This is a genomic window from Micromonospora sp. NRRL B-16802 (assembly GCF_001279555.1).
Lineage (GTDB): Bacteria > Actinomycetota > Actinomycetes > Mycobacteriales > Micromonosporaceae > Micromonospora > Micromonospora profundi.
Genome location: NZ_LGEB01000097.1, coordinates 86,897 through 106,375, shown reverse-complemented (window position 1 = coordinate 106,375; position 19,479 = coordinate 86,897). Strand labels below are relative to the sequence as shown.

Below are 19,479 nucleotides of genomic sequence, written 5' to 3'. Positions count from 1 at the left end.
CGCCACGCTCGGGTCCGTCGTGTCGCGGGGCGCCTGCGGGCGTGGGAGCAGGCCAACCCGGACGGGCCCGAGTCCGCCTGGCCGGACGACGAGCGGTGGCCGACCAGTAGGCACGCCGCCGCCGGTCAGCCCGACGCCAACGCCACGGCGCGGGCGGTGAGGAAGGCCCGTTCGGCCGCGTTGTCAGTGCCTGCGGCGGCCATCCGGTACGCCTCAACCGCCTCCCCACGTCGGCCGAGCCGGGCCAGCAGGTCGGCGCGGACGGCGTCCCGCACGTGGTAGCCGGGCAGGTCGAGGTGGTCCACCTCGACCAGCGCCGCCTCCGGCCCGGCGACCTCGGCCAGTGCGACCGCCCGGTTCAACGCCACCACCGGGCCGGGAGCGAGGACCATCAGCTGGTCGTACAGCCGCAGGATCTGCCCCCAGTCGGTGTCGGCGACGCGCGGCGCGGCGCTGTGCACGGCGGAGATCGCGGCCTGGATCTGGTACGGCCCCGGCCGATCGCGGCGCAGACAGCGACGGACCAGCGCCTGGCCTTCGGCGATCAGCGCGGCGTCCCACAGGCTACGGTCCTGGCGGGGCAAAGGCACCAGCTCACCGTCGGGCGTGGTGCGCGCCGGCCGGCGCGACTCGGTGAGCAGCATCAACGCGAGCAGGCCGAGCGCCTCCGGTTCGTCGGGCATCAACTCCACGAGCAGCCGTGCCAACCGCGTCGCCTCCGCGCACAGCTCGGCGCGGACAAGGCTCGGGCCGGCGCTGGCCGTGTACCCCTCGTTGAAGATCAGGTAGAGCACCGCGAGGACGGCGTGCAGCCGGTCGGGCAGGTCGGCTTCGCGGGGCACCCGGTACGGGATGCGGGCGTTTCGGATCTTCGACTTGGCGCGGACCAGCCGCTGCGCCATCGTCGGTTCCGGGACCAGGAACGCGCGGGCGATCTCGCCGGTGCTCAGGCCACCGAGCAGGCGCAGGGTGAGCGCGACGCGGGTGGCCGGGGCGAGCGCCGGGTGACAGCAGGTGAAGATCAGGCGTAGCCGGTCGTCGCGCACCGGGCCCTCCTCGACGGGTGGTTCGGCGGTGTACAGCAGGGCCGCCTCGGCGTGCCGATCGGCCCGGGTCGCCTCCCGGCGCAGCCGGTCGATGGCACGGTTGCGGGCGGTGGTGATGATCCAGCCGGCCGGGCTGGGCGGCACGCCGCTGCTCGGCCAGCGCCGTACCGCGACGGTGAACGCCTCCTGAACGGCCTCCTCGGCGAGGTCGATGTCGCCGAGCAGGCGGACCAGCACGGCGACCGCGCGGCCGTACTCGGCCCGGAACACCGCCTCGATGTCAGGCACGTTCAGGCCCCGGATCCACCCTGGAACGGACGGACCTCGATCGGCAGGGTGGTGGCCAGCGCGTAGCGGCGGCCCCAGGCCAGGGCGACGTCCAGGTCCGGCACGTCGATGACGACGATGCCACCGAGGTACTCCTTGCCCTCGACGAACGGCCCGTCGGTGATCAGCACGTCGCCGTCGCGGGCGCGCAGGACCGTGGCGGTCTCCGGGCCGTGCAGGCCCTGCCCGAAGACCCACGAACCGGCGGCGGACAGCTCGTCGCGCAGCTCGCCGACCTGGCGCATCACCCCGGCCAGGAACTCCGGCTCCGGCGGCTGTTCACCGTGGGGCTGCTGGATGCTGAGCAGGTACAGCGTCATCGTTCCTCCTCGCGGCGACGACCCGGCCCGGTGCCGATGTCCCATCCTCTACACGAACGGCCGCCGCCCACCACGACAGGCCGCCGGCAGGAACTTTCGCGCCGGTCCGGGCCGCGGGCGTGCGCCGGGACCGCCGGACAGCTTCGGCGGTACGCCGGTGACGGCCGATGACCAGCGTGTACGGCTGCGATGTCGTGCCGTGGCGGGGAGGCAGAAGGTGGTGCGACGCCGGTCTGGCCCACGGTGCGACCCGGCCGGCCCGGCTTCGGCGGTGCCGGGCCGGTGGGCGCCCAGGTCAGGGGTAGGTGGTCAGGGACACCTGCTGGTTGGCCGCGTTCGCGGTCCCGCCGGCGTTGTTGATCACCCGGTTGATGGTGCCGACGCCACCGAGGGAGACGGTGACTGCTTCTTATCCCGCAGGTTCGATCTGGGCGCTTTACCCTCGGCGGCGGACGCCACCCTCGGTGAGGAACCGGGCGATCGGCAGGGTGGCGGCGCCCAACGCGACGGCGTCCACCCCGAGCCGGCACAGCTCGATCGACGTCTGTTCGTACGGCTGGCGCAGCGCCTGCCGTCCGGCGGCCTCCCGGACGGCGGGCAGCAGGTCGCCCAGCGCCATCGCCGCCCACCCGCCGAGCACCACCCGCTCCGGGTTGAACAGGTTGATCAGGTTGGCCACCCCGGCGCCGAGGTAACCGGCGGTCTCGTCAAGCACACGGCGGGCGGTGGCCGAGGTCCCGGCTGCGGCGACGAGCGCGGCGAGCTGCGATTCCTCGTCCTCACCCGGCACGGCTCGACCTCGGCGCGCCTCCCGGTAGCGGTCGATGATCGCCTCCGCCCCCACGTACGCCTCCAGGCAGCCGCGTGCGCCACACCGGCAGGCACGCCCGCCGTACACAAGGGTGGTGTGCCCCCACTCCCCCGCGCTGCTGGACGCGCCCCGGTAGGTGGCGCCGTTGGTCACCACTGACGCGCCGACGCCGGATCCGACAAGCGCGAAGACGGCGTGCCGCGCGCCCCGGCCGGCACCGAACCACATTTCGGCCTGGCCGAGGGTCTTGGCGCCGTTGTCGATGTGCAGTGGCAGGTCGGTGCCGGCGCCGATCAGTCGCTCCAGCGGCACCCGGTCCCAGCCGAGGGCCTGGGCGTGCACCACTGCCTCGACGCCCTGCTCGACCACCCCGGAGACACCGATGCCGACGCCGAGTACGTCGCTGGCGGCCACCTGCGCCTGGCCGGTCACGGCCTCGATGCCGGCCAGCACGTGCCCGGCCACCACGTCGGGTTCGGTGCGCGCCGGGTCGAGCGGGTACTCGACGCTCGCCAACAGGGCCATGGCGAAGTCGAACAGTTCCACCCGGACCCGGGTCTCGCCGACGTCCACACCGACCACGAACGCGAACCGGGAGGCGACCCGCAGGAGCATGCTGGGCCGACCGCCGTCGGATTCGGCGGCGCCGGCCTCGACGACCACTTTCTCGTCGATCAGGTCGGCCACCACGTTGCTCACCGCCGGTTGGCTGAGCCCGGTGCCGCGAACCAGGTCCTGACGGGTGAGCGGGCCGTCGAGGAAGAGCCTGGTCAGCAGGGCGGACCGGTTGCGCAGCCGCACACTGCGGTTGGTGGCACGCGCCAACTCCACTCGGCACCTCGTTCCCCTCGGCCGTTCGAGCGACTGTAACCGCCCCGTGCTTGACGACCCACTGGACAGGAACTTTAATGACGACATTCATTAAGCCGTGATGTAAGTCAGGGGAAACGCTGCCGGCCTCCGGTGACGTGCCCCGACCTCCGTCCGCAGCCGGCCCTCCGTCGCCTCACCCCTATCGACGACGGACGCCGGCGGACCCCCACCACGCACCGGAAGGGCTGACCGTGTCGAGACGACACCTCGGGATATTCGCCGCCGCCGTACTGGCCGCCGCCTCGCTGACGGCCTGCGGCGGCTCCGGCGACGACTCCGCCGGATCGAGCAAGACCCTCACCTACTGGGCCAGCAACCAGGGCGCCAGCCTGGAGGCCGACAAGACGATCCTCCAGCCGGAGCTGGACAAGTTCGAGAAGCAGACCGGCATCAAGGTCACCGTCGAGGTCGTCCCCTGGTCGGACCTGCTCAACCGGCTGCTCGCCGCCGCCGCATCCGGCAAGGGCCCGGACGTGGTCAACATCGGCAACACCTGGTCGGCCTCCCTGCAGGCCACCGGCGCGCTCGTCGAGTTCGACGACGCCGCCCTGACTGCCGTCGGCGGCAAGGACCGGATCGTGCCCGCCGCGCTCGCCGCCGCCGGCGCCCCCGGCAAGCCGCCGGCCGCCGTGCCGCTCTACAGCATGGCCTACAGCCTGTACTACAACAAGAAGGCGTTCGCCGACGCCGGCATCACCGCGCCGCCGACCACCTGGGAACAGCTCGCCGAGTACGGCAGGAAGCTCAGCACCGGAGGCAAGTGGGGCCTGGCGATCGAGGGGGCCAACCCGTCGGAGAACGCCCACCACGCCTTCACCTTCAGCCAGCAGTACGGCGGCGAGTGGTTCGACCCGGCCGGCAAGCCGACATTCGACAGCCCGCAGAACGTCTCGGCCATCAAGCGGTACATCGACTTCATGGCCGCCGACAAGATCACCAATCCGAGCAACGCCGAGTACGCGCAGAACCAGTCCGTCTCCGACTTCGCCAACGGCAAGGCCGCCATGCTGCTGTGGCAGTCCGCCGGATCGAACCTGAAGACGCAGAACATGCCCGCTGACGCGTACGGGGTGGCCCCGGTGCCGTTCCTGGCCAACCCGCCGGCCGGTGGCAAGAAGGTCAACAGCATGGTCGCCGGCATCAACATGGCGGTCTTCAAGCACACGAAGAACCGCGACGGCGCACTGAGCTTCGTGAAGTTCATGACCAGCGACGAGGAGCAGACGATCCTCAACGGCACCTACGGGTCGCTGCCGGCGGTGAAGACGGCGAGTTCCGCCCCGGCGTTCAGCGCTCCGGAGCAGAAGGTCATCCAGGAGACCCTGGCCACCACCGCCGCCCCGCTGCCGCAGGTGCCCGACGAGAGCACCTTCGAGACCCTCGTCGGCACCGCGATGAAGGAGCTGTTCGCCGACGCGGCCAGCGGCAAGCCGGTCACCGAGGAATCGGTGAAGGCGAAGCTGACCGACGCGCAGCAGAAGATGCGCTGACCCAGGCGTCACCGGTGGCCGGGGTCGGGTGCTGAGCCCGGCCACGGCCACCGCCTCCGAGAGGACCCCGATGGCAACCAGCACCACCGCGCCGGACGCCGACCGGCACGAACCCCTCGCCGGGTCATCGGCCCGGACGCCGGCACGCAGGCCCCGTGGCCCCCGCCGATCGCTCCTGCCGTACCTGCTGCTCGCACCGGCCGTCGTGCTGGAACTCGCCATCCACGTGGTTCCGATGGTGGTCGGGGTCTGGATGAGCCTGCTGGAGCTCACCCAGTTCCACATCCGGAACTGGTCAACGGCGCCCTTCATCGGGCTGGAGAACTACCGGGCGACGCTCGACTTCAACAGCGCTGCCGGCCGCGAGCTGCTGCACTCGTTCTGGATCACCCTGGCCTACAGCGTGCTATCGGTCGCGTTCGCCTGGCTGCTCGGCATCGCGGCGGCGGTCGTCCTGCAACGGCCCTTCCGGGGTCGGGCGATCCTGCGGGCGCTCTTCCTCACCCCGTACGCCCTGCCGGTCTACGCCGCCGTGATCACCTGGAGCTTCCTGCTGCAACGGGACACCGGCCTGGTCAACCATGTCCTCGTCGACCAGCTCGGTGTGCTCGGCGAGCGACCGTTCTGGCTGATCGGCGACAACAGCTTCTGGTCGCTGCTGATCGTGTCGGTGTGGCGCAACTGGCCGTTCGCGTTCCTGTGCCTGATGGCCGGTCTGCAGAACGTCCCGGGCGAGCTGTACGAGGCCGCCGCGATCGACGGCGCCGGATTCTGGCGGCGGCTGCGCTCGGTCACCCTGCCGATGCTGCGACCGGTGAACCTGGTGCTGCTGCTCGTGCTGTTCCTGTGGACGTTCAACGACTTCAACACTCCGTACGTCCTCTTCGGCGGCTCCGCGCCGGAGCAGGCCGACCTGATCTCCATCCACATCTACCGCAGCTCCTTCAAGACCTGGGACTTCGGCTCCGGCTCGGCGATGTCCGTGGCGCTGCTGCTGTTCCTGCTTGTCGTCTCGGCCGCGTACCTGCTGATCACCAACCGTCGGAGGGACGACAATGCGTGAGACCGCCGGGGAACGCTGGGGCCGGCGCATCGTGCTGACCCTGCTCACCCTCTTCGTCGTCATCCCGCTCTACGTGATGGTCACCTCGGCGGCCAAACCGTTGCAGGACGTGCAGAACGGCTTCACCTGGTGGCCCAGTCGGCCCACGTTGCAACCGTTCGTCGACATGTGGAGCACGGTGCCGCTGGCCCGCTACCTGGTGAACAGCCTTGTGGTGTCGAGCGTCGCGGCGATCTGCTCGGTGACGGTGGCCATCTTCGCGGCGTTCGCGGTGAGCCGCTACCGGTTCCGGGGGCGGGGCGTCTTCTCTGTGACTGTGCTGTCCACCCAGATGTTCCCCGGCATCCTGTTCCTGCTGCCGCTGTTCCTCATCTACGTCAACCTGGGCAACGCCACAGGCATCGAGTTGTACGCCAGCCGTACCGGCCTGGTCATCACGTACCTGACCTTCTCGCTGCCGTTCTCGATCTGGATGCTCGTCGGCTACTTCGACTCGATCCCCCGAGGGCTGGACGAGGCGGCGCAGGTCGACGGGGCCGGGCCGCTGCGCATCCTGTTCCGGGTCATCCTGCCGGCAGCCGTGCCGGGCGTCGTCGCCGTCACCGTGTACGCGTTCATGACCGCCTGGGGTGAGGTGCTCTTCGCCTCGGTGATGACCGACGAGGGCAGCCGCACCCTGGCCGTGGGCCTGCAGGGCTACTCCACCCAGTTCAACGTCTACTGGAACCAGATCATGGCGGCCTCGCTTGTGGTCAGCATCCCCGTCGTCGCCGGGTTCCTGGCCCTCCAGCGGTACTTCGTCGCCGGTCTCACCGCCGGCGCTGTCAAGTGAGCCACCCAACCCCAGAGGAGAGCCGACCCGTGCCGGACCTGTCCAAGCTGCCACCCGACTTCCTCTGGGGCGTGGCCACCGCGGCGTACCAGATCGAGGGGGCCGTCGACGTCGACGGCCGGGCACCGTCCATCTGGGACACCTTCTCGGCGACGCCCGGCAACGTCGACAACGGCGACACCGGCGCGGTGGCCTGCGACCACTACCACAGGTGGCCGGAGGATGTGGCGCTGCTGCGCCGGCTCGGCGTCGACGCGTACCGTTTCTCGGTGGCCTGGCCCCGGGTGCGGCCCGGCGGTGTCGGGCCTGTCAACTCGGCCGGTCTGGACTTCTACGACCGGCTCGTCGACGCGCTGCTCGCCGACGGGATCCGACCGTTCGTGACGCTCTACCACTGGGATCTGCCGCAGGCCCTCCAGGATTCCGGCGGCTGGCCGCTGCGCGCCACGGCCGAGGCGTTCGCCGACTACGCGGCGGTCGTCGCCGCCCGCCTCGGCGACCGGGTGGCGGACTGGAACACCGTCAACGAGCCGCTCTGCGTGTCGTGGATCGGGCACCTGGAGGGAAAGATGGCCCCGGGCGAGCGGGACCTGACCCGGGCCGTGCACACCTCGCACCACGTGCTGCTCGGGCACGGCCTGGCCACCCAGGCGATCCGGGCCAACGCCACCCGGCCGGCGTCGGTGGGGCTGGTGCTCAACCTCAGCCCGATCGAGGCGGCCACCGACCGGCCCGAGGACGTCGCGGCAGCGCTGCGGGCCGACGGGCACGTCAACCGCTGGTGGCTCGACCCGATCCACGGGCGTGGCTACCCCGCCGACATGATCGCCACCTACGGGGTCGAGCCCCCGGTACGTGGCGACGACCTGGCGGTCATCGCCACGCCCACCGACTTCCTCGGAGTGAACTACTACTTCCGGCAACTGGTTGTCGACGACCCGGCCGGGCCGCCGCCGTACGCCCGGCAGGTGCCGGTGCCCGGCGCGGTGCAGACCGCGATGGGCTGGGAGACGTACCCGGCAGGGTTGGAACGGCTGCTTGTCGAGGTCCACGAGGAGTACCGGCCGGGGAAGATCATCGTCACCGAGAGCGGCTCGGCGTGGCCGGACGAGGTCACCGCGGACGGCACGGTCGAGGACAAGGAGCGCACCGACCACCTGGAGCAGCACCTGGCGGCGTGTGCGGCGGCGGTGGCCCGGGGCGTGCCGCTGGACGGCTACTTCGTCTGGTCCCTGCTTGACAACTTCGAGTGGGCGTACGGCTACGACAAGCGCTTCGGGCTCGTGCACGTGGACTACACGACCCAGCGTCGGACGGTCAAGGCGAGCGGCCTGCGCTACGCGGAGCTGATCCGCGCCCACCAGCGTCTCGCCGGGGCGGCCGGCGCCGTGACGCCGGTGGCCTGAACGGGGTCGGCGAGACAGGCCGTCCGGGGTGCCTCGTCGGCGCCCCGGGCGGCCTTCTCCGTTCCTGGCCGACGACACGCGACCCGCCAGGTGCCCATCAGGCTTGGCTTAAATAAGCCGTCGCTGATATAAATGTCGTCGTGCACGCCTTCGACGTGCTGGGCGATCCGGTCCGGCGCCGCATCCTGGAGCTGCTCGCCGACGGCGAGCAGACCGCCGGCGCGGTCAGCGCGGTCATCCGCGACGAGTTCGGCATCTCCCAACCCGCCGTGTCCCAGCACCTCAAGGTGCTGCGGGACAACGGCTTCGCCACCGTACGGCCGGACGGCACCCGGCGGCTCTACGCCGTCGACCCGCGCCCGCTGCGCGAGGTGGACGGCTGGCTGGAGCACTTCCGCCGGTTCTGGACGCCACCGCTGGCCGCCCTCGCCACCGAACTGGCCCGGGGCCGACGCGAACGCCGGCTACGCGAAGCCTCCGATAGACCCGACGAGAGGAACTAATAATGGACACCATCGAGCAGATCAACGCCGTTCAGCGCACTGTCGGCAGCCGCACCCTGGAGGCCGGCGAGGCCCGGGTCAGCACCGTCAGCCAGACGTACCAGACGACCGTCGAGGATCTCTGGGACGCCTGCACCAACGCCGAACGCATCCCCCGCTGGTTCCTGCCGATCACCGGTGACCTGCGGCTGCACGGCACGTACCAGCTCAAAGACAACGCCGGCGGCACCATCGAGAGCTGCGACCCGCCGCACCGCTTCACCGCAACCTGGGAGTACGGCGGCGAGGTCAGCTGGATCGAGGTACGCCTCACCCCCGTCGACACCGAACGCACCCGCTTCGAACTCGACCACATCGCGCACGTCGACCAGGACCGGTGGGCCCAGTTCGGGCCGGGTGCCGTCGGCGTGGGCTGGGATCTGGGCCTGCTCGGGCTCGCCTCGTACCTGGCCGGCGACGGCAGCGGCGTCCGCCCGGAGGACAGCGCCGAGTGGACCGCCTCCGACGAGGGACGTCGGTTCATGGAGTTGAGCAGCCAACTGTGGGGCGAGGCAAGCATCGCCGCCGGCACCGACGCCGACGAGGCGAAGGCCGCCGCCGAGCGCACCACCTCCTTCTACACCGGCGCCCCGGCGAGCTGAGCCCGACCCGACGGTCTGCCGCGCCCGCAGCGCGGCTGCGGCGGGCTTCCGGGCGTGCGGGCGGCGGCGCTTCCGGGCGTGCGGGCGGCGGGCTTCCGTCGTTCGCACGACCGGGTGTGCGGGCAGCGGCCCGGGTAACGTGCTGCGGCATGACCGGTACGCCGTACTCGCACTGCTCCTACTGCGGCGCCGCCTACCGGCCGGACGCCGGGTGGCCGAGGATCTGCCCCGTCTGCGGCGAGACGGTCTGGCGCAATCCACTGCCCGTCGCGGTCGCGGTGTTGCCGGTCCGCACCGCCGACGGCCTGGGCGTGGTGGTGGTCCGCCGGGACATCGAGCCGGCCCGCGGGCTGCTCGCGCTGCCCGGCGGCTTCATCGAGTACGGCGAGGAGTGGTCCGACGCGGTGGTCCGGGAGTTGCGGGAGGAGACCGGGCTGATCGCAGCTGCCCAGGACGTGCGGCTCTTCGCTGTGCACAGCGCCACCGCGGGCGGCACGATGATGATCTTCGGAGTGCTGCCCGAGCGGGCGACCGAGGAACTGCCGCCATCGGCGCCGACCGAGGAGGCGACCGAGTGGCTGGTGGTCACCGACCCGGTTGAGCTGGCGTTCTCCACCCACACGCAGGTACTCGCCGACTTCCTCACGGCCCGCCGCACCGCCTGACTGACCGCGCCCCAGGAGAGTGTGACCATCTTGAGGTCAGCCCGGGCACGGCGGGCTATCGGGTGTCAGCGGGACGGCTCGCTTGGGCGTTGGCCAGGTAGCCGGCGGCCTGTAGGTCGAACAGCTCGCGGTAGAGGCCGTCGGACGCCATCAGCTCGTCGTGGTTGCCGTGCTGAACGAGGCGACCCCGCTCCATCACGAAGATCCGATCGGCGTGTCGGACGTTTGCCAGCCGGTGGGTGATCAGCACGACCGCCCGGTCGGGTCGACGGCGCAGGTGCTGGAACAGGGCGTGTTCGGCGCGGGCGTCCAGGGCGGCGGACGGCTCGTCACAGATGAGCAGGGCGGCGTCGCGGTAGAGGCCACGGGCGGCGACCAGCCGCTGCCACTGCCCGCCGGACAGCTCCTGGCCATCCTTGAACTCCCTGTCCAACAGGGTGTCGTAGCCATGCGGCAGACCGACGATCATGTCGTGGGCCGCCGCCGAGGCTGCTGCCTCCTGCACGCTCGGGCCGGGTCGGTCCGGCGGGCGGTCGTGCCGACCGACACGGATGTTCTGCCCGGCGGTGAACGGGAACTTCCACCACTCCTGGGTCATCACGGCCACCTGCGCGCCGAGGGTACGCGGGTCCAGTTCGGCAGCGTCGACGCCGTCCCAGCGGATCACCCCGCCGGTCGGTCGGTAGAGCCCCGCGATCAGCTTGGCCAGCGTGGTCTTGCCGGAGCCGTTCTCACCGACCAACGCGATCACCTCACCCCGGCGGACGGTCAGACTGACCCGGTCGACCGCTGGAGCGTCGGTGTCCGGGTAGGTCAGGCTCACCTCGTCCAACTCGATGACGTCGACGCCGTCGGTCACCCGATCGCCGCCGATCGGCACCCGGGCGTGGGCGCGGGCCAGGAAGTCGCGGTAGTCCTGGTAGTAGAGGGCGTCCTCGTAGAGCGAGTTGGTGGAGACGACCGCGACGCCGAGGCTGGTCCGCGCGGATTGCAGGGCCAACAGGGCGGTGGCCGCGGCGGCTAGGGCGACCATCCCGTTGAGCAGCAGGCCGCCCAGGACCGCGTACACCCCGAACGTGGCAAGCCCCGCCACGGCGGCGCCGCCCACCCGCGTGCCGGTCTGCGCGCGGACCAACCGCAGGTGGGCACGGGTCTCCACGGTCATCACGCTGCGGTATTCGGCGAGCAGGAAGTCGCGCATCTGGTACGCGCGCACCTCGGCGGCGGTGCGCCGGTTGGCCATCAGGTGGGCCAGCATCCACATCCGCCGCCGACGGGTGATCCGGGCCAGCATCGCCAGGTACTCCCGGCGGGCCATCCGCACCGCCGTGATCGCCTGTGGCACAGCCGCCAGCAGCAGACAGGGCAGCAGCAGTGGCTGGATGACTGTCACCGCGACGGCGGTGGCGAGCATCCCGACCACACCGGTTACCAGGTTGACGGTGTGGTCGACGATGAACGCCGCCTCGGCCATCCCCCGGTCGCGCGCACGGTCCATCTCCTCGGCGAAGCCGGCGTCGTCGAACGCCGCCAGGTCCACCGCCGTGGTGGCCTCGAACAGCCGCAGCTCCACCTGGTAGTTGATCTGCGGGATCAGCCGGGCCTGGGCCCAGCCGGCCGCGATCGTCAGGCCGCCACGCGCCGACACCGCCGCCGCGGCCACGACCAGCGCCGGCAGAGCGGAACGAACCCGGTCGGGCGTGGGGCCGGCGGCGAACAGTTCACGCAACACGCTGGTGGTGGCGAGCAGGCCGAACGTGGTCATCACGCCAGCGGCGATGTTGAGGCCGATGGAGGCGATGGTGTCGCGACGGTTGGTGGACCAGGCCAGCCCGACCGCTTCCCGGACCAGCCGGGGCAGTCGGCGGGCCACGGCCCAGAAGCTGGTGTGGGCGAACTCCTGCGCGTGGTGCAACCAGTCGCGGTCCTCCAACTCCGGGAGCATGGTGCCGCCCGACGGCGGGTCGCCCGACGGATCGCCCGGCGGATCGTCGTCCGGGCCAGCGGTGCGCTGGCGGGCCATCGACTCCACGGACGCTCCTCGATGGCAGGGGCACGGACGCCGGCCGAGACTACTGCGGGCAATCACACGATGTCTTCACGTAACCGGCGCGTCGTGCGGGTGTGTCAGGAACACGTCATCCTGCCCGCACCCTCACCGACGCGAGGCACGGTTGGCCGGGCCCTGGACGGGTAAGACGGTGGGCCGCGCGGTCGGGCGTACACCGCCGACCCGCCCGACTGCCGCGCACACCTCGGGGGGCCCATGGCGGACGCGTCACCGACCGGACCGACGACATCGGGCCAGGTCGTGGAGCTGCGTGTACACGGCGTCTCCAGAGCGGGCGCCGACCAGGTGCTCAACCGTCCGCACCTCGAGCAGGTCGCCGGGGACCGCAACGGCGGCTTCTACCGCCCCCGCGCCGGCTATCCGGGCGCCACCGGACCGGGCGGGGTGACGCTGGAGGCGTACCGGTGGAGTGACCTGCCGTCCGGGACAGCCATGCGGACCCTGTCGCTGGTGTTCCTGCTGCCCTTCATGCTCTGCAATGTGGCGTTGTGGATGCGCCCGGGAAGCCACGCCTCGAAGCGTGCCGTCCTCGCGCTGTGCCGGGTGCTCGCGCTGACCCTCACGATGCTCTACGTCCTGGCCATCGTCGGAGGCGCGCTGGACCTGGTCGCCTGGCGCTGCATCGGCACCCCGTCGTGCACGAACGGGCGGAGCTGGCTGTCGTGGCTCTCCGGACGGTCGCCGGGGGTACGGCTGGGGGTGCTGTCGGTGGTTCCGGTCGCCGCCATCGGACTCGTCTGGTGGCTGAGTTCGCGCCAGGGCCAGTCGTTCGATGCCTTCCGGACCCCGGTGCAGCAGACTTCGGCGCACCGGCTGAGCGGCGTCGGCCAGTGGGACGCCGCTCCGCTGGTCGGGCGGCTGCGTTCGGTGCACGTGGCGGCCGCGTTCGCCACTCTGGACGGCAGCCTGCTGGTCGCCCGGTCGAGCCAGCACTCCTCGGCGGTGATGGTGGTGCTGCTGGTGGCGTGCGGAGCGGTGCTGCTCACCTGTCTGGGGTTGCTCACCTCTGTGCAGGTCATCGACAGGCTCGGCCGGGAACGCCGAATGGACGGCCTCATCCGCGCGCTGCGCACAGTCACCTGCGGTCTGACGATCCTGGTGATCGCGCACATCGTCAGGAGTCCGGCACCCTGGCCGCAGGGGGGTTCACTCCCCGGATACAGCGCGATCATGGCCTGCCTGTTCGTCAGCCAGACCGTGCTGGTGCTCATCCTCGCCGCGGTCGTCCTCTGGGGTCGCGGCGCCGGGCAACGGGGTGGGGCGTTGCGCGCACTGGGTACGCCCGTGTTCGTCACGATCGCCGCCGGGCTCGGCGTGGCGTTCTCCGCCGAGTTGGTCTACCGGGTGTCGGACCTGCTGGACCGCGACGGGGACACCGCCGACGCCCTGGGAACCAGCCCACCGCTGGCGTACAAATGGGCGATCTTCGGGTTTTTCCTTGCGGTGATGACCGCGCTGCTGGTCGCCTGGGCGATCACCATGCTGACTCGGCGGCAGCGGAGGCGGGCGGCGGCCGCGATCGTGGCGGCCGACTTCCCGGACGCGCCGCCGGAGGCGGGGCGGCGACTGCGGCAGGTCGAGCGTGCCGTGGCCCGAGCCCGGTTCACCGAGCGGCTGGAGCCGCTGACAGTGGTGTACGCCTGCCTGATCGCGCTGGGCCTGGCGACAAGCGCGCTGGGCATTATGCAGCTCCAGCCCGGCGACATGCTGCAACGCTTCATCGGGGTGCCCGTCGGCCTGGTCAACTTCATGATCGGGCTGGGCAGCTACGCGATCGCCTTCATCATCGCCGGGCTGGTCCTCGGCGGCATCTTCGCCTACCGCACGGCGCCGTTCCGCCGGTACGTCGGCGTGCTGTGGGACCTGGGGACCTTCTGGCCCCGGGCCGCGCACCCGTTCGCCCCGCCCTGCTACGCCGAGCGGGCCGTGCCGGAGCTGACCAAACGGATCACCTACCTCGTGGACCAGGGCAACGGTGTGCTGCTAGCCGGGCACAGTCACGGCTCGGTGCTGCTCGCCGCCACCGTGCTGCAACTACCACCTCGGGTCAGTGACCGGGTGGCCCTGTTGACGTACGGGTCCCCACTGCAACGGCTGTACTCGCGGCTGTTTCCCGCGTACGTCGACGAGGAGGTGCTGCACGAGGTCGGTCAGCGGGTCGGCTGGCGCTGGCTCAACCTGTGGCGCGACACCGACCCGATCGGCGGCTGGATCTTCGCCGCGCACCGGCCTGGCACCACCGAGACGCTGACCGGCCCGCCCGCGACCGTGGACCGCCGGTTGAAGGATCCGCAGGACGTCATGCCGCCGGCGAGCGACAGTGTGCCGCCGCCGATCCTCGCGCACCTGCCCTGCGAGTCGCAGGAGGAGTTCGCGGCGGCCGTACGGGACCTGGCCGGCCGGCTGCGCGCCGGCTGACCCGGCGGCCGGATATCGTCACCGCGTGAGCAGGTCCCAACAGCCGCAACGCCGACTGATCGCCTCCAACAAGAAGGCACGGCACGAATACACGGTGCTGCGCACGTACGAGGCGGGAATCGTGCTCGTCGGCACCGAGGTGAAGTCGCTGCGCGAGGGGCGGGCCTCGCTGGTGGACGCGTTCGCCCACGAGCGCGACGGCGAGATCGTGCTGTACGGCCTACACATCGCCGAATACGCCTACGGCACGTGGACCAACCACGCTCCCCGCCGCAACCGCAAGCTGCTGCTGCACCGGGCCGAGATCGACCGGATCCTGGACAAGGTCCGCGAGGGCGGGGTGACCCTGGTGCCGCTGTCGATGTACTTCGAGAACGGCTACGCCAAGGTCGAGCTGGCCCTGGCCAAGGGCAAGCGCTCGTACGACAAGCGGCAGACGCTTGCCGAACGGGACGCCAACCGGGAGATCGCCCGCGAACTGGGCCGGCACCTCAAGGGCCACCCGCGCCGCCCCTGACCCCCAATGCGCCACGCCCGCTGCGCTGCGCTGCGCGCTGATGATCGCGCTCGAATCAGGAAGGTGGCCTCACCGGCACCCTTCGATCCAGGATCAAGAACGATCATGCGGATGGGTCGAGGCCCGGACGGCGCATCTGCTGTCTTCCTAGCCCGTTTGCTATTGCGGATGCTGGCGTCCCATGCCTTACCTGCTTGCAGGTGCGGACGCTAGGGTGAGCCGGTGACGATGTTCCGGATCGGTGAGGCGGCCGACCTGCTCGGGGTCAGCGCCGACACCATCCGTCGCTGGGTGGACGCCGGGAGACTGCCCGCCGGGCGCGACGAGCACGGCCACCGCGTCATCGACGGCGTCGACCTCGCCGCCTTCGCCCGCGCCCGGGCCGCGGACCCGGAGGCGGGCGCCGAGTTCTCCTCCGCCCGCAACCGGCTGCGCGGCATCGTCGTGGACGTCCGCAAGGACACAGTGATGGCCCAGGTCGACATCCAGGCCGGGCCGTTCCGAATCGTGTCGCTGCTGAGCCGGGAGGCCGTCGACGAGCTCGACCTGCGGGTCGGGTCGATGGCCGTCGCGGTGATCAAGTCGACGACCGTGGTGGTGGAGCGGGCCGCGCCCTCACCGACCAGGGGAAGGTCAGACGGATGAGGACGCGGGCGACGCGCGGGGTGGTGGCCCTCCTGGTGGCGGTGGCCGGGCTGGCGATGACCGGATGCGGCAACAGCGGTGATCCCGCGCCGGGCGGCAGCGCGGACGGCCGGGTCACCGGAACCGTGACGGTGTTCGCGGCGGCCTCGCTGACCGAGTCGTTCACCAGGCTCGGTGCGGATTTCGAGGCCGCCAACCCGGGCACCACCGTGACCTTCAACTTCGCCGGCAGCTCCGCCCTCGCCAACCAGGTCAACCAGGGCGCACCGGCGGACGTCTTCGCCTCGGCCGCACCACGGAACATGACGACGGTGGCCGAGGCCGGCAACGCCGACGGCACGCCTGTCACCTTCGCCCGCAACCAACTGGTGATCGCGGTGCCCGCCGGCAATCCGAAGGCGTTGACCGGGCTGGCCGACCTGACCCGGCGGGGCGTGAAGGTGGCGCTCTGCGCCGACCAGGTGCCCTGCGGCGCAGCGGCCCGGTCGGCCCTCGACGCAGCCGGCGTCGCGTTGACCCCGGTGACCCTTGAGCGGGACGTCAGGGGCGCGTTGGCCAAGGTGAAGCTGGGCGAGGTCGACGCCGCCCTCGTCTACCGAACGGATGCGCGGGCGGCGAGCGCGGACGTGACGGGCGTCGAGTTTCCCGAGTCGGCGCGGGCGGTCAACGACTACCCGATCGTCGCGCTGAAGGACGCGCCGAATCCGGCCGGCGCGCGGGCCTTCGTCGCGTACGTCCGCTCGGCGCCGGCCCAGGTGGTCCTCGCCGGGGCCGGTTTCCAGTCGCCGTGAGCCGGGTCCACACGGTCGCCGTGCCGCACCGACGCGGTCGGGTGCCGGCGGCGCTGCTGATCCCGGCCGGGCTGGGTCTGCTCTTTCTCGTCCTGCCGCTGGCCGGGCTGGTGATCCGGGCGCCGTGGACGACATTGCCGCAGCGGCTCACCGAGCCTGGTGCACTGACCGCGCTACGGCTGTCGGTGCAGACCGCCACCCTCGCCACACTGCTCTGTCTGCTGCTCGGGGTGCCGCTGGCCTGGCTGCTCGCCCGGGTCGAGTTTCCCGGTCGCCGGCTGGTCCGTGCGCTGGTCACCGTACCGCTGGTGCTGCCGCCGGTGGTCGGTGGCGTGGCGCTGCTGCTGGTCTTCGGCAGGCGCGGGCTGCTCGGCGGCTGGCTCGACTCCACGTTCGGCATCACGCTGCCGTTCACCACCGCCGGTGTCGTGCTGGCCGAGGCGTTCGTCGCCATGCCGTTCCTGGTCATCGCCGTGGAGGGTGCGCTGCGCGCCGCCGACCACCGCTACGAGGAGGCAGCCGCGACGTTGGGCGCCAGCCGTTGGACGACATTCACCCACGTCACGCTGCCGCTTGTGGCGCCCGGGCTGGCCGCCGGTGCGGTGTTGTGCTGGGCGCGGGCGCTCGGCGAGTTCGGCGCCACCATCACCTTCGCCGGCAACTATCCCGGCCGGACGCAGACCATGCCGCTCGCCGTCTATCTGGCGTTGGAGACCGACCTGGAGGCCGCCATAGTGCTCAGTCTGGTGCTGCTCGTCGTCTCGGTGGGAATCCTGGCGGCGCTGCGGGACCGCTGGTTGACAAGCGCATGAGCGGGCCGCTGCTCGACGCCCGGCTCGTCGTCGACCGGGCCGCCTTCCGGCTCGACGTGCCGCTGCGGGTCGCGCCCGGCGAGGTGGTCGCGCTGCTCGGCCCGAACGGCGCCGGCAAGACCACTGCGTTGCGCGCGCTGGCCGGGCTGCATCCGCTCACCGACGGGCACGTCACCCTCGATGGCGTCGACCTGGACCGCCCGGCGACGCGCGCTTGGGTGCCCACCGAACGCCGGTCGGTCGGCGTGGTCTTCCAGGACTACCTGCTCTTTCCCCACCTCAGCGCGCTGGACAATGTGGCGTTCGGGCCGCGCCGGCACGGCGTCGACCGGCGGGCCGCGCGTGCCACGGCCCAGGGCTGGCTCGACCGGGTGGGTCTGACCGGTCAGGAGCACCGCAGGCCCCGGCAGCTCTCCGGCGGTCAGGCGCAGCGTGTCGCGCTGGCCCGCGCGCTGGCCGTGACACCGTCACTGCTGCTGCTGGACGAACCACTCGCCGCGCTGGACGCTCGTACCCGACTGGACACCCGCGCGGAGCTGCATCGACACCTGGCCGCGCACCCGGGCGCGACGGTGCTTGTCACCCACGATCCGCTGGACGCGCTGGCGCTGGCCGACCGTCTGGTCATCGTGGAGGGTGGCCGGGTGGTGCAGGAAGGGGACGGGCCGAGCGTCACCGCCCGCCCACGCACCGACTACGTGGCCCGGCTGGTCGGGCTGAACCTCTATCGGGGTCGGGCCGACGGGCACCGCGTGCGGGTCGCACCGGAGCTGACCCTGACCGTCGCCGACCGGCTGGACGGCGAGGCGTTCGTCGCGTTCCGGCCGGCCGCGGTGGCCCTGCACCCGACCCGCCCGGAAGGCAGCCCGCGCAACATCTGGGCTGGCACTGTCGTCGGCGTCCAACGACACGGTGACAACGTGCGGGTGCAGGTCGACGGGCCGATCGGAGTGGCAGCCGACGTCACGCCGGCCGCCGCCGCCCACCTGCGGCTGCTTCCGGGCCAGCCGGTCTGGGTGGCGGTCAAGGCCGCCGAAACGAACGCCTACCCGGCCACCGGCTGACACCTCGCACGCCCGGCACACCCGCACAACCGGCACGCGCGGACCCGGCACGCGCGGACCCGGCACACCCGCACGCCCGGCACGGCGGACCTGCTCAGCCGCGCGCGAGCACGGCCCATTCGGTCTCGGGCGCGGTCAGCCGGCGAGCAGGTCGGCGTGGGCTGCGCGCAGCCGCGCCAATGACGGGTCGCTGCCCGGGACGACTCGACGATCCAGCTCGGCCCACACCTCGGCCAGCGCCGCTCGGACCGCGCCCAACTCGGCGGCGTGCCGTTGGCTGCTGCGGCGATGCTGCTCGTCGAGGCGGCGGGCCCAACCGGCGGTGACCGCGGCGAGCCGGTCGGCGTCGGCGCGGGCCTGGGCGCCACTGCGGGCGGCTGCGGCGGGGACGATCGCGGCGACCGGGCGGGGATCGCCGTCGCGGGTGACGACGGTGACCGCGTCGGTCAGCTCGGCCAATGCGACGAGCTGACTGAACCGGGTGCGCGCCTCACGCAGCGGCACGGAACGCGGCGGGTCGGAATGAGGGGTGAGCGCGGGAACGGCCATGGATGCATGGTGCCGCCCGGGTACGACAGAAATCAGCAGTCGTCAGTGGACGGTCGACTCCGGATCCGCCTGCCGGGCCAGCCACTCGGGAGCCAGCACCGACCAGATCTGCAGGTCGATGCGGCCGTTCGGACCCGGATAGACCTGCCGCAGGGTGCCGTCGTGGCGCAGGCCGAGCCGGCGGGCCAGGGCGATGCTGCGGGCGTTGTCGGCGTTGGTCCGCCACTCGACCCGGTGGATGCCACGCTCGCGTACCGCCCAGTCGATGATCCGGCGGATCGCGGGGGCCATCAAGCCCCGCCCCTGCGCGGCCGGCTCCAGCCAGCAGCCGACCTCGCAGACGCCAATGGTGACGTCGAACGACACGAACATGACCCCGCCGATCAACCTCCCCTGCCGCCACAGTCCCCAGATGCCGCCGCTGTCGCTGGCCCAGCGGTCGGCGTAGCGCTGCAAGACCGCGCGGGCCGACGGCAGGTCGGTGGCGACGAATGTCGACGACACCCAGGGCAGGATGTGCTCCCGCGACCGGTCAAGGTTGGCGAGGAACTCCTCGGCCCGCCAGGGTTCCAGCGGGCGTAGCTCGACCTCGTCGGTCAGCGGCAGGGCGAACACCGGGCCTCCAGGTACGCGTC

At 71.7% G+C, this 19,479-nt stretch carries 19 protein-coding genes; 13 read left to right on the top strand and 6 right to left on the bottom strand.

All coding sequences use genetic code 11. The features are described from left to right. Positions 1-125: 125 nt before the first annotated feature. The 3 genes from ADK66_RS25955 to ADK66_RS25945 all read right to left on the bottom strand — a co-directional run bounded on the left by ADK66_RS25955 (position 126) and on the right by ADK66_RS25945 (position 3,335). Positions 126-1,334 carry an RNA polymerase sigma factor gene (locus ADK66_RS25955; RefSeq protein ID WP_053659757.1) on the bottom strand — a complete coding sequence of 403 codons (1,209 nt, stop codon included), beginning with the start codon at positions 1,332-1,334 and terminating at the stop codon, positions 126-128. A gap of 2 nt (positions 1,335-1,336) precedes the next feature. Next, entirely contained in the window at positions 1,337-1,693 is a 357-nt protein-coding gene (locus ADK66_RS25950) for a YciI family protein (protein ID WP_053659755.1), read from the bottom strand. A 436-nt stretch (positions 1,694-2,129) separates the two neighbouring features. Continuing rightward, the gene (locus ADK66_RS25945) at positions 2,130-3,335 is read right to left on the bottom strand and encodes an ROK family transcriptional regulator (protein WP_053659753.1); all 1,206 of its coding nucleotides are present in this window, start codon (positions 3,333-3,335) and stop codon (positions 2,130-2,132) included. Positions 3,336-3,568: 233 nt separating this feature from the next. On the opposite strand from ADK66_RS25945, the gene ADK66_RS25940 reads away from it, so the two are divergent. The 7 genes from ADK66_RS25940 (at position 3,569) to ADK66_RS25910 (ending at position 9,977) form a co-directional block, all read left to right on the top strand. Continuing rightward, on the top strand, positions 3,569-4,867 hold the full coding sequence (locus ADK66_RS25940) for a sugar ABC transporter substrate-binding protein (protein ID WP_053659751.1): 1,299 nt from the start codon (positions 3,569-3,571) through the stop codon (positions 4,865-4,867). A 70-nt stretch (positions 4,868-4,937) separates the two neighbouring features. Next, positions 4,938-5,930 (top strand): carbohydrate ABC transporter permease, encoded by a 993-nt coding sequence (locus ADK66_RS25935; protein WP_053660075.1) that lies wholly within the window; start codon positions 4,938-4,940, stop codon positions 5,928-5,930. Then, the gene (locus tag ADK66_RS25930) at positions 5,923-6,762 is read left to right on the top strand and encodes a carbohydrate ABC transporter permease (RefSeq protein ID WP_053659749.1); all 840 of its coding nucleotides are present in this window, start codon (positions 5,923-5,925) and stop codon (positions 6,760-6,762) included. The genes ADK66_RS25935 and ADK66_RS25930 overlap by 8 nt, the downstream gene beginning before the upstream one ends. A 29-nt stretch (positions 6,763-6,791) precedes the next feature. Beyond that, the gene (locus ADK66_RS25925) at positions 6,792-8,168 is read left to right on the top strand and encodes a GH1 family beta-glucosidase (protein WP_053659748.1); all 1,377 of its coding nucleotides are present in this window, start codon (positions 6,792-6,794) and stop codon (positions 8,166-8,168) included. A gap of 140 nt (positions 8,169-8,308) precedes the next feature. Then, positions 8,309-8,671, top strand: coding sequence for a helix-turn-helix transcriptional regulator (locus ADK66_RS25920; RefSeq protein ID WP_053659745.1), 363 nt, complete (start codon positions 8,309-8,311; stop codon positions 8,669-8,671). A gap of 2 nt (positions 8,672-8,673) precedes the next feature. Beyond that, positions 8,674-9,312, top strand: a complete 639-nt coding sequence (locus ADK66_RS25915) for an SRPBCC family protein (protein WP_209273261.1) — start codon at positions 8,674-8,676, stop codon at positions 9,310-9,312. A gap of 149 nt (positions 9,313-9,461) precedes the next feature. Next, a complete protein-coding gene (locus tag ADK66_RS25910) occupies positions 9,462-9,977 on the top strand; it encodes an NUDIX domain-containing protein (RefSeq protein WP_053659741.1) in 516 nt (171 codons plus the stop codon). Between the two features lie 55 nt (positions 9,978-10,032). Here the strand turns inward: ADK66_RS25910 and ADK66_RS25905 are convergent, their stop codons facing one another. Continuing rightward, entirely contained in the window at positions 10,033-12,000 is a 1,968-nt protein-coding gene (locus ADK66_RS25905; RefSeq protein WP_053660072.1) for an ABC transporter ATP-binding protein, read from the bottom strand. Between the two features lie 288 nt (positions 12,001-12,288). On the opposite strand from ADK66_RS25905, the gene ADK66_RS25900 reads away from it, so the two are divergent. From ADK66_RS25900 to ADK66_RS25875, 6 genes are all read left to right on the top strand, one after another. Further along, positions 12,289-14,466, top strand: coding sequence for a hypothetical protein (locus ADK66_RS25900; protein WP_231640195.1), 2,178 nt, complete (start codon positions 12,289-12,291; stop codon positions 14,464-14,466). A 25-nt stretch (positions 14,467-14,491) separates the two neighbouring features. Next, on the top strand, positions 14,492-14,983 hold the full coding sequence (gene smpB, locus ADK66_RS25895) for an SsrA-binding protein SmpB (RefSeq protein WP_053659737.1): 492 nt from the start codon (positions 14,492-14,494) through the stop codon (positions 14,981-14,983). Positions 14,984-15,205: 222 nt separating this feature from the next. Beyond that, entirely contained in the window at positions 15,206-15,628 is a 423-nt protein-coding gene (locus ADK66_RS25890; RefSeq protein WP_053659735.1) for a molybdopterin-binding protein, read from the top strand. Next, positions 15,625-16,419, top strand: coding sequence for a molybdate ABC transporter substrate-binding protein (gene modA / locus ADK66_RS25885; RefSeq protein WP_053659733.1), 795 nt, complete (start codon positions 15,625-15,627; stop codon positions 16,417-16,419). Before ADK66_RS25890 ends, modA begins: the two co-directional genes overlap by 4 nt. Then, positions 16,416-17,231, top strand: a complete 816-nt coding sequence (locus ADK66_RS25880) for an ABC transporter permease (RefSeq protein ID WP_053659731.1) — start codon at positions 16,416-16,418, stop codon at positions 17,229-17,231. Before modA ends, ADK66_RS25880 begins: the two co-directional genes overlap by 4 nt. After that, positions 17,228-18,295: an ABC transporter ATP-binding protein gene (locus ADK66_RS25875; RefSeq protein ID WP_053659730.1), complete on the top strand. Its 1,068-nt coding sequence runs from the start codon at positions 17,228-17,230 to the stop codon at positions 18,293-18,295. Before ADK66_RS25880 ends, ADK66_RS25875 begins: the two co-directional genes overlap by 4 nt. A gap of 135 nt (positions 18,296-18,430) precedes the next feature. On the opposite strand, the gene ADK66_RS25870 is transcribed toward ADK66_RS25875, so the two are convergent. Together ADK66_RS25870 and ADK66_RS25865 are read right to left on the bottom strand one after the other, a co-directional pair. Further along, positions 18,431-18,844 carry a hypothetical protein gene (locus ADK66_RS25870; RefSeq protein WP_053659728.1) on the bottom strand — a complete coding sequence of 138 codons (414 nt, stop codon included), beginning with the start codon at positions 18,842-18,844 and terminating at the stop codon, positions 18,431-18,433. A gap of 42 nt (positions 18,845-18,886) precedes the next feature. Then, positions 18,887-19,459 carry a GNAT family N-acetyltransferase gene (locus ADK66_RS25865; protein ID WP_053659726.1) on the bottom strand — a complete coding sequence of 191 codons (573 nt, stop codon included), beginning with the start codon at positions 19,457-19,459 and terminating at the stop codon, positions 18,887-18,889. Positions 19,460-19,479: the final 20 nt, after the last annotated feature.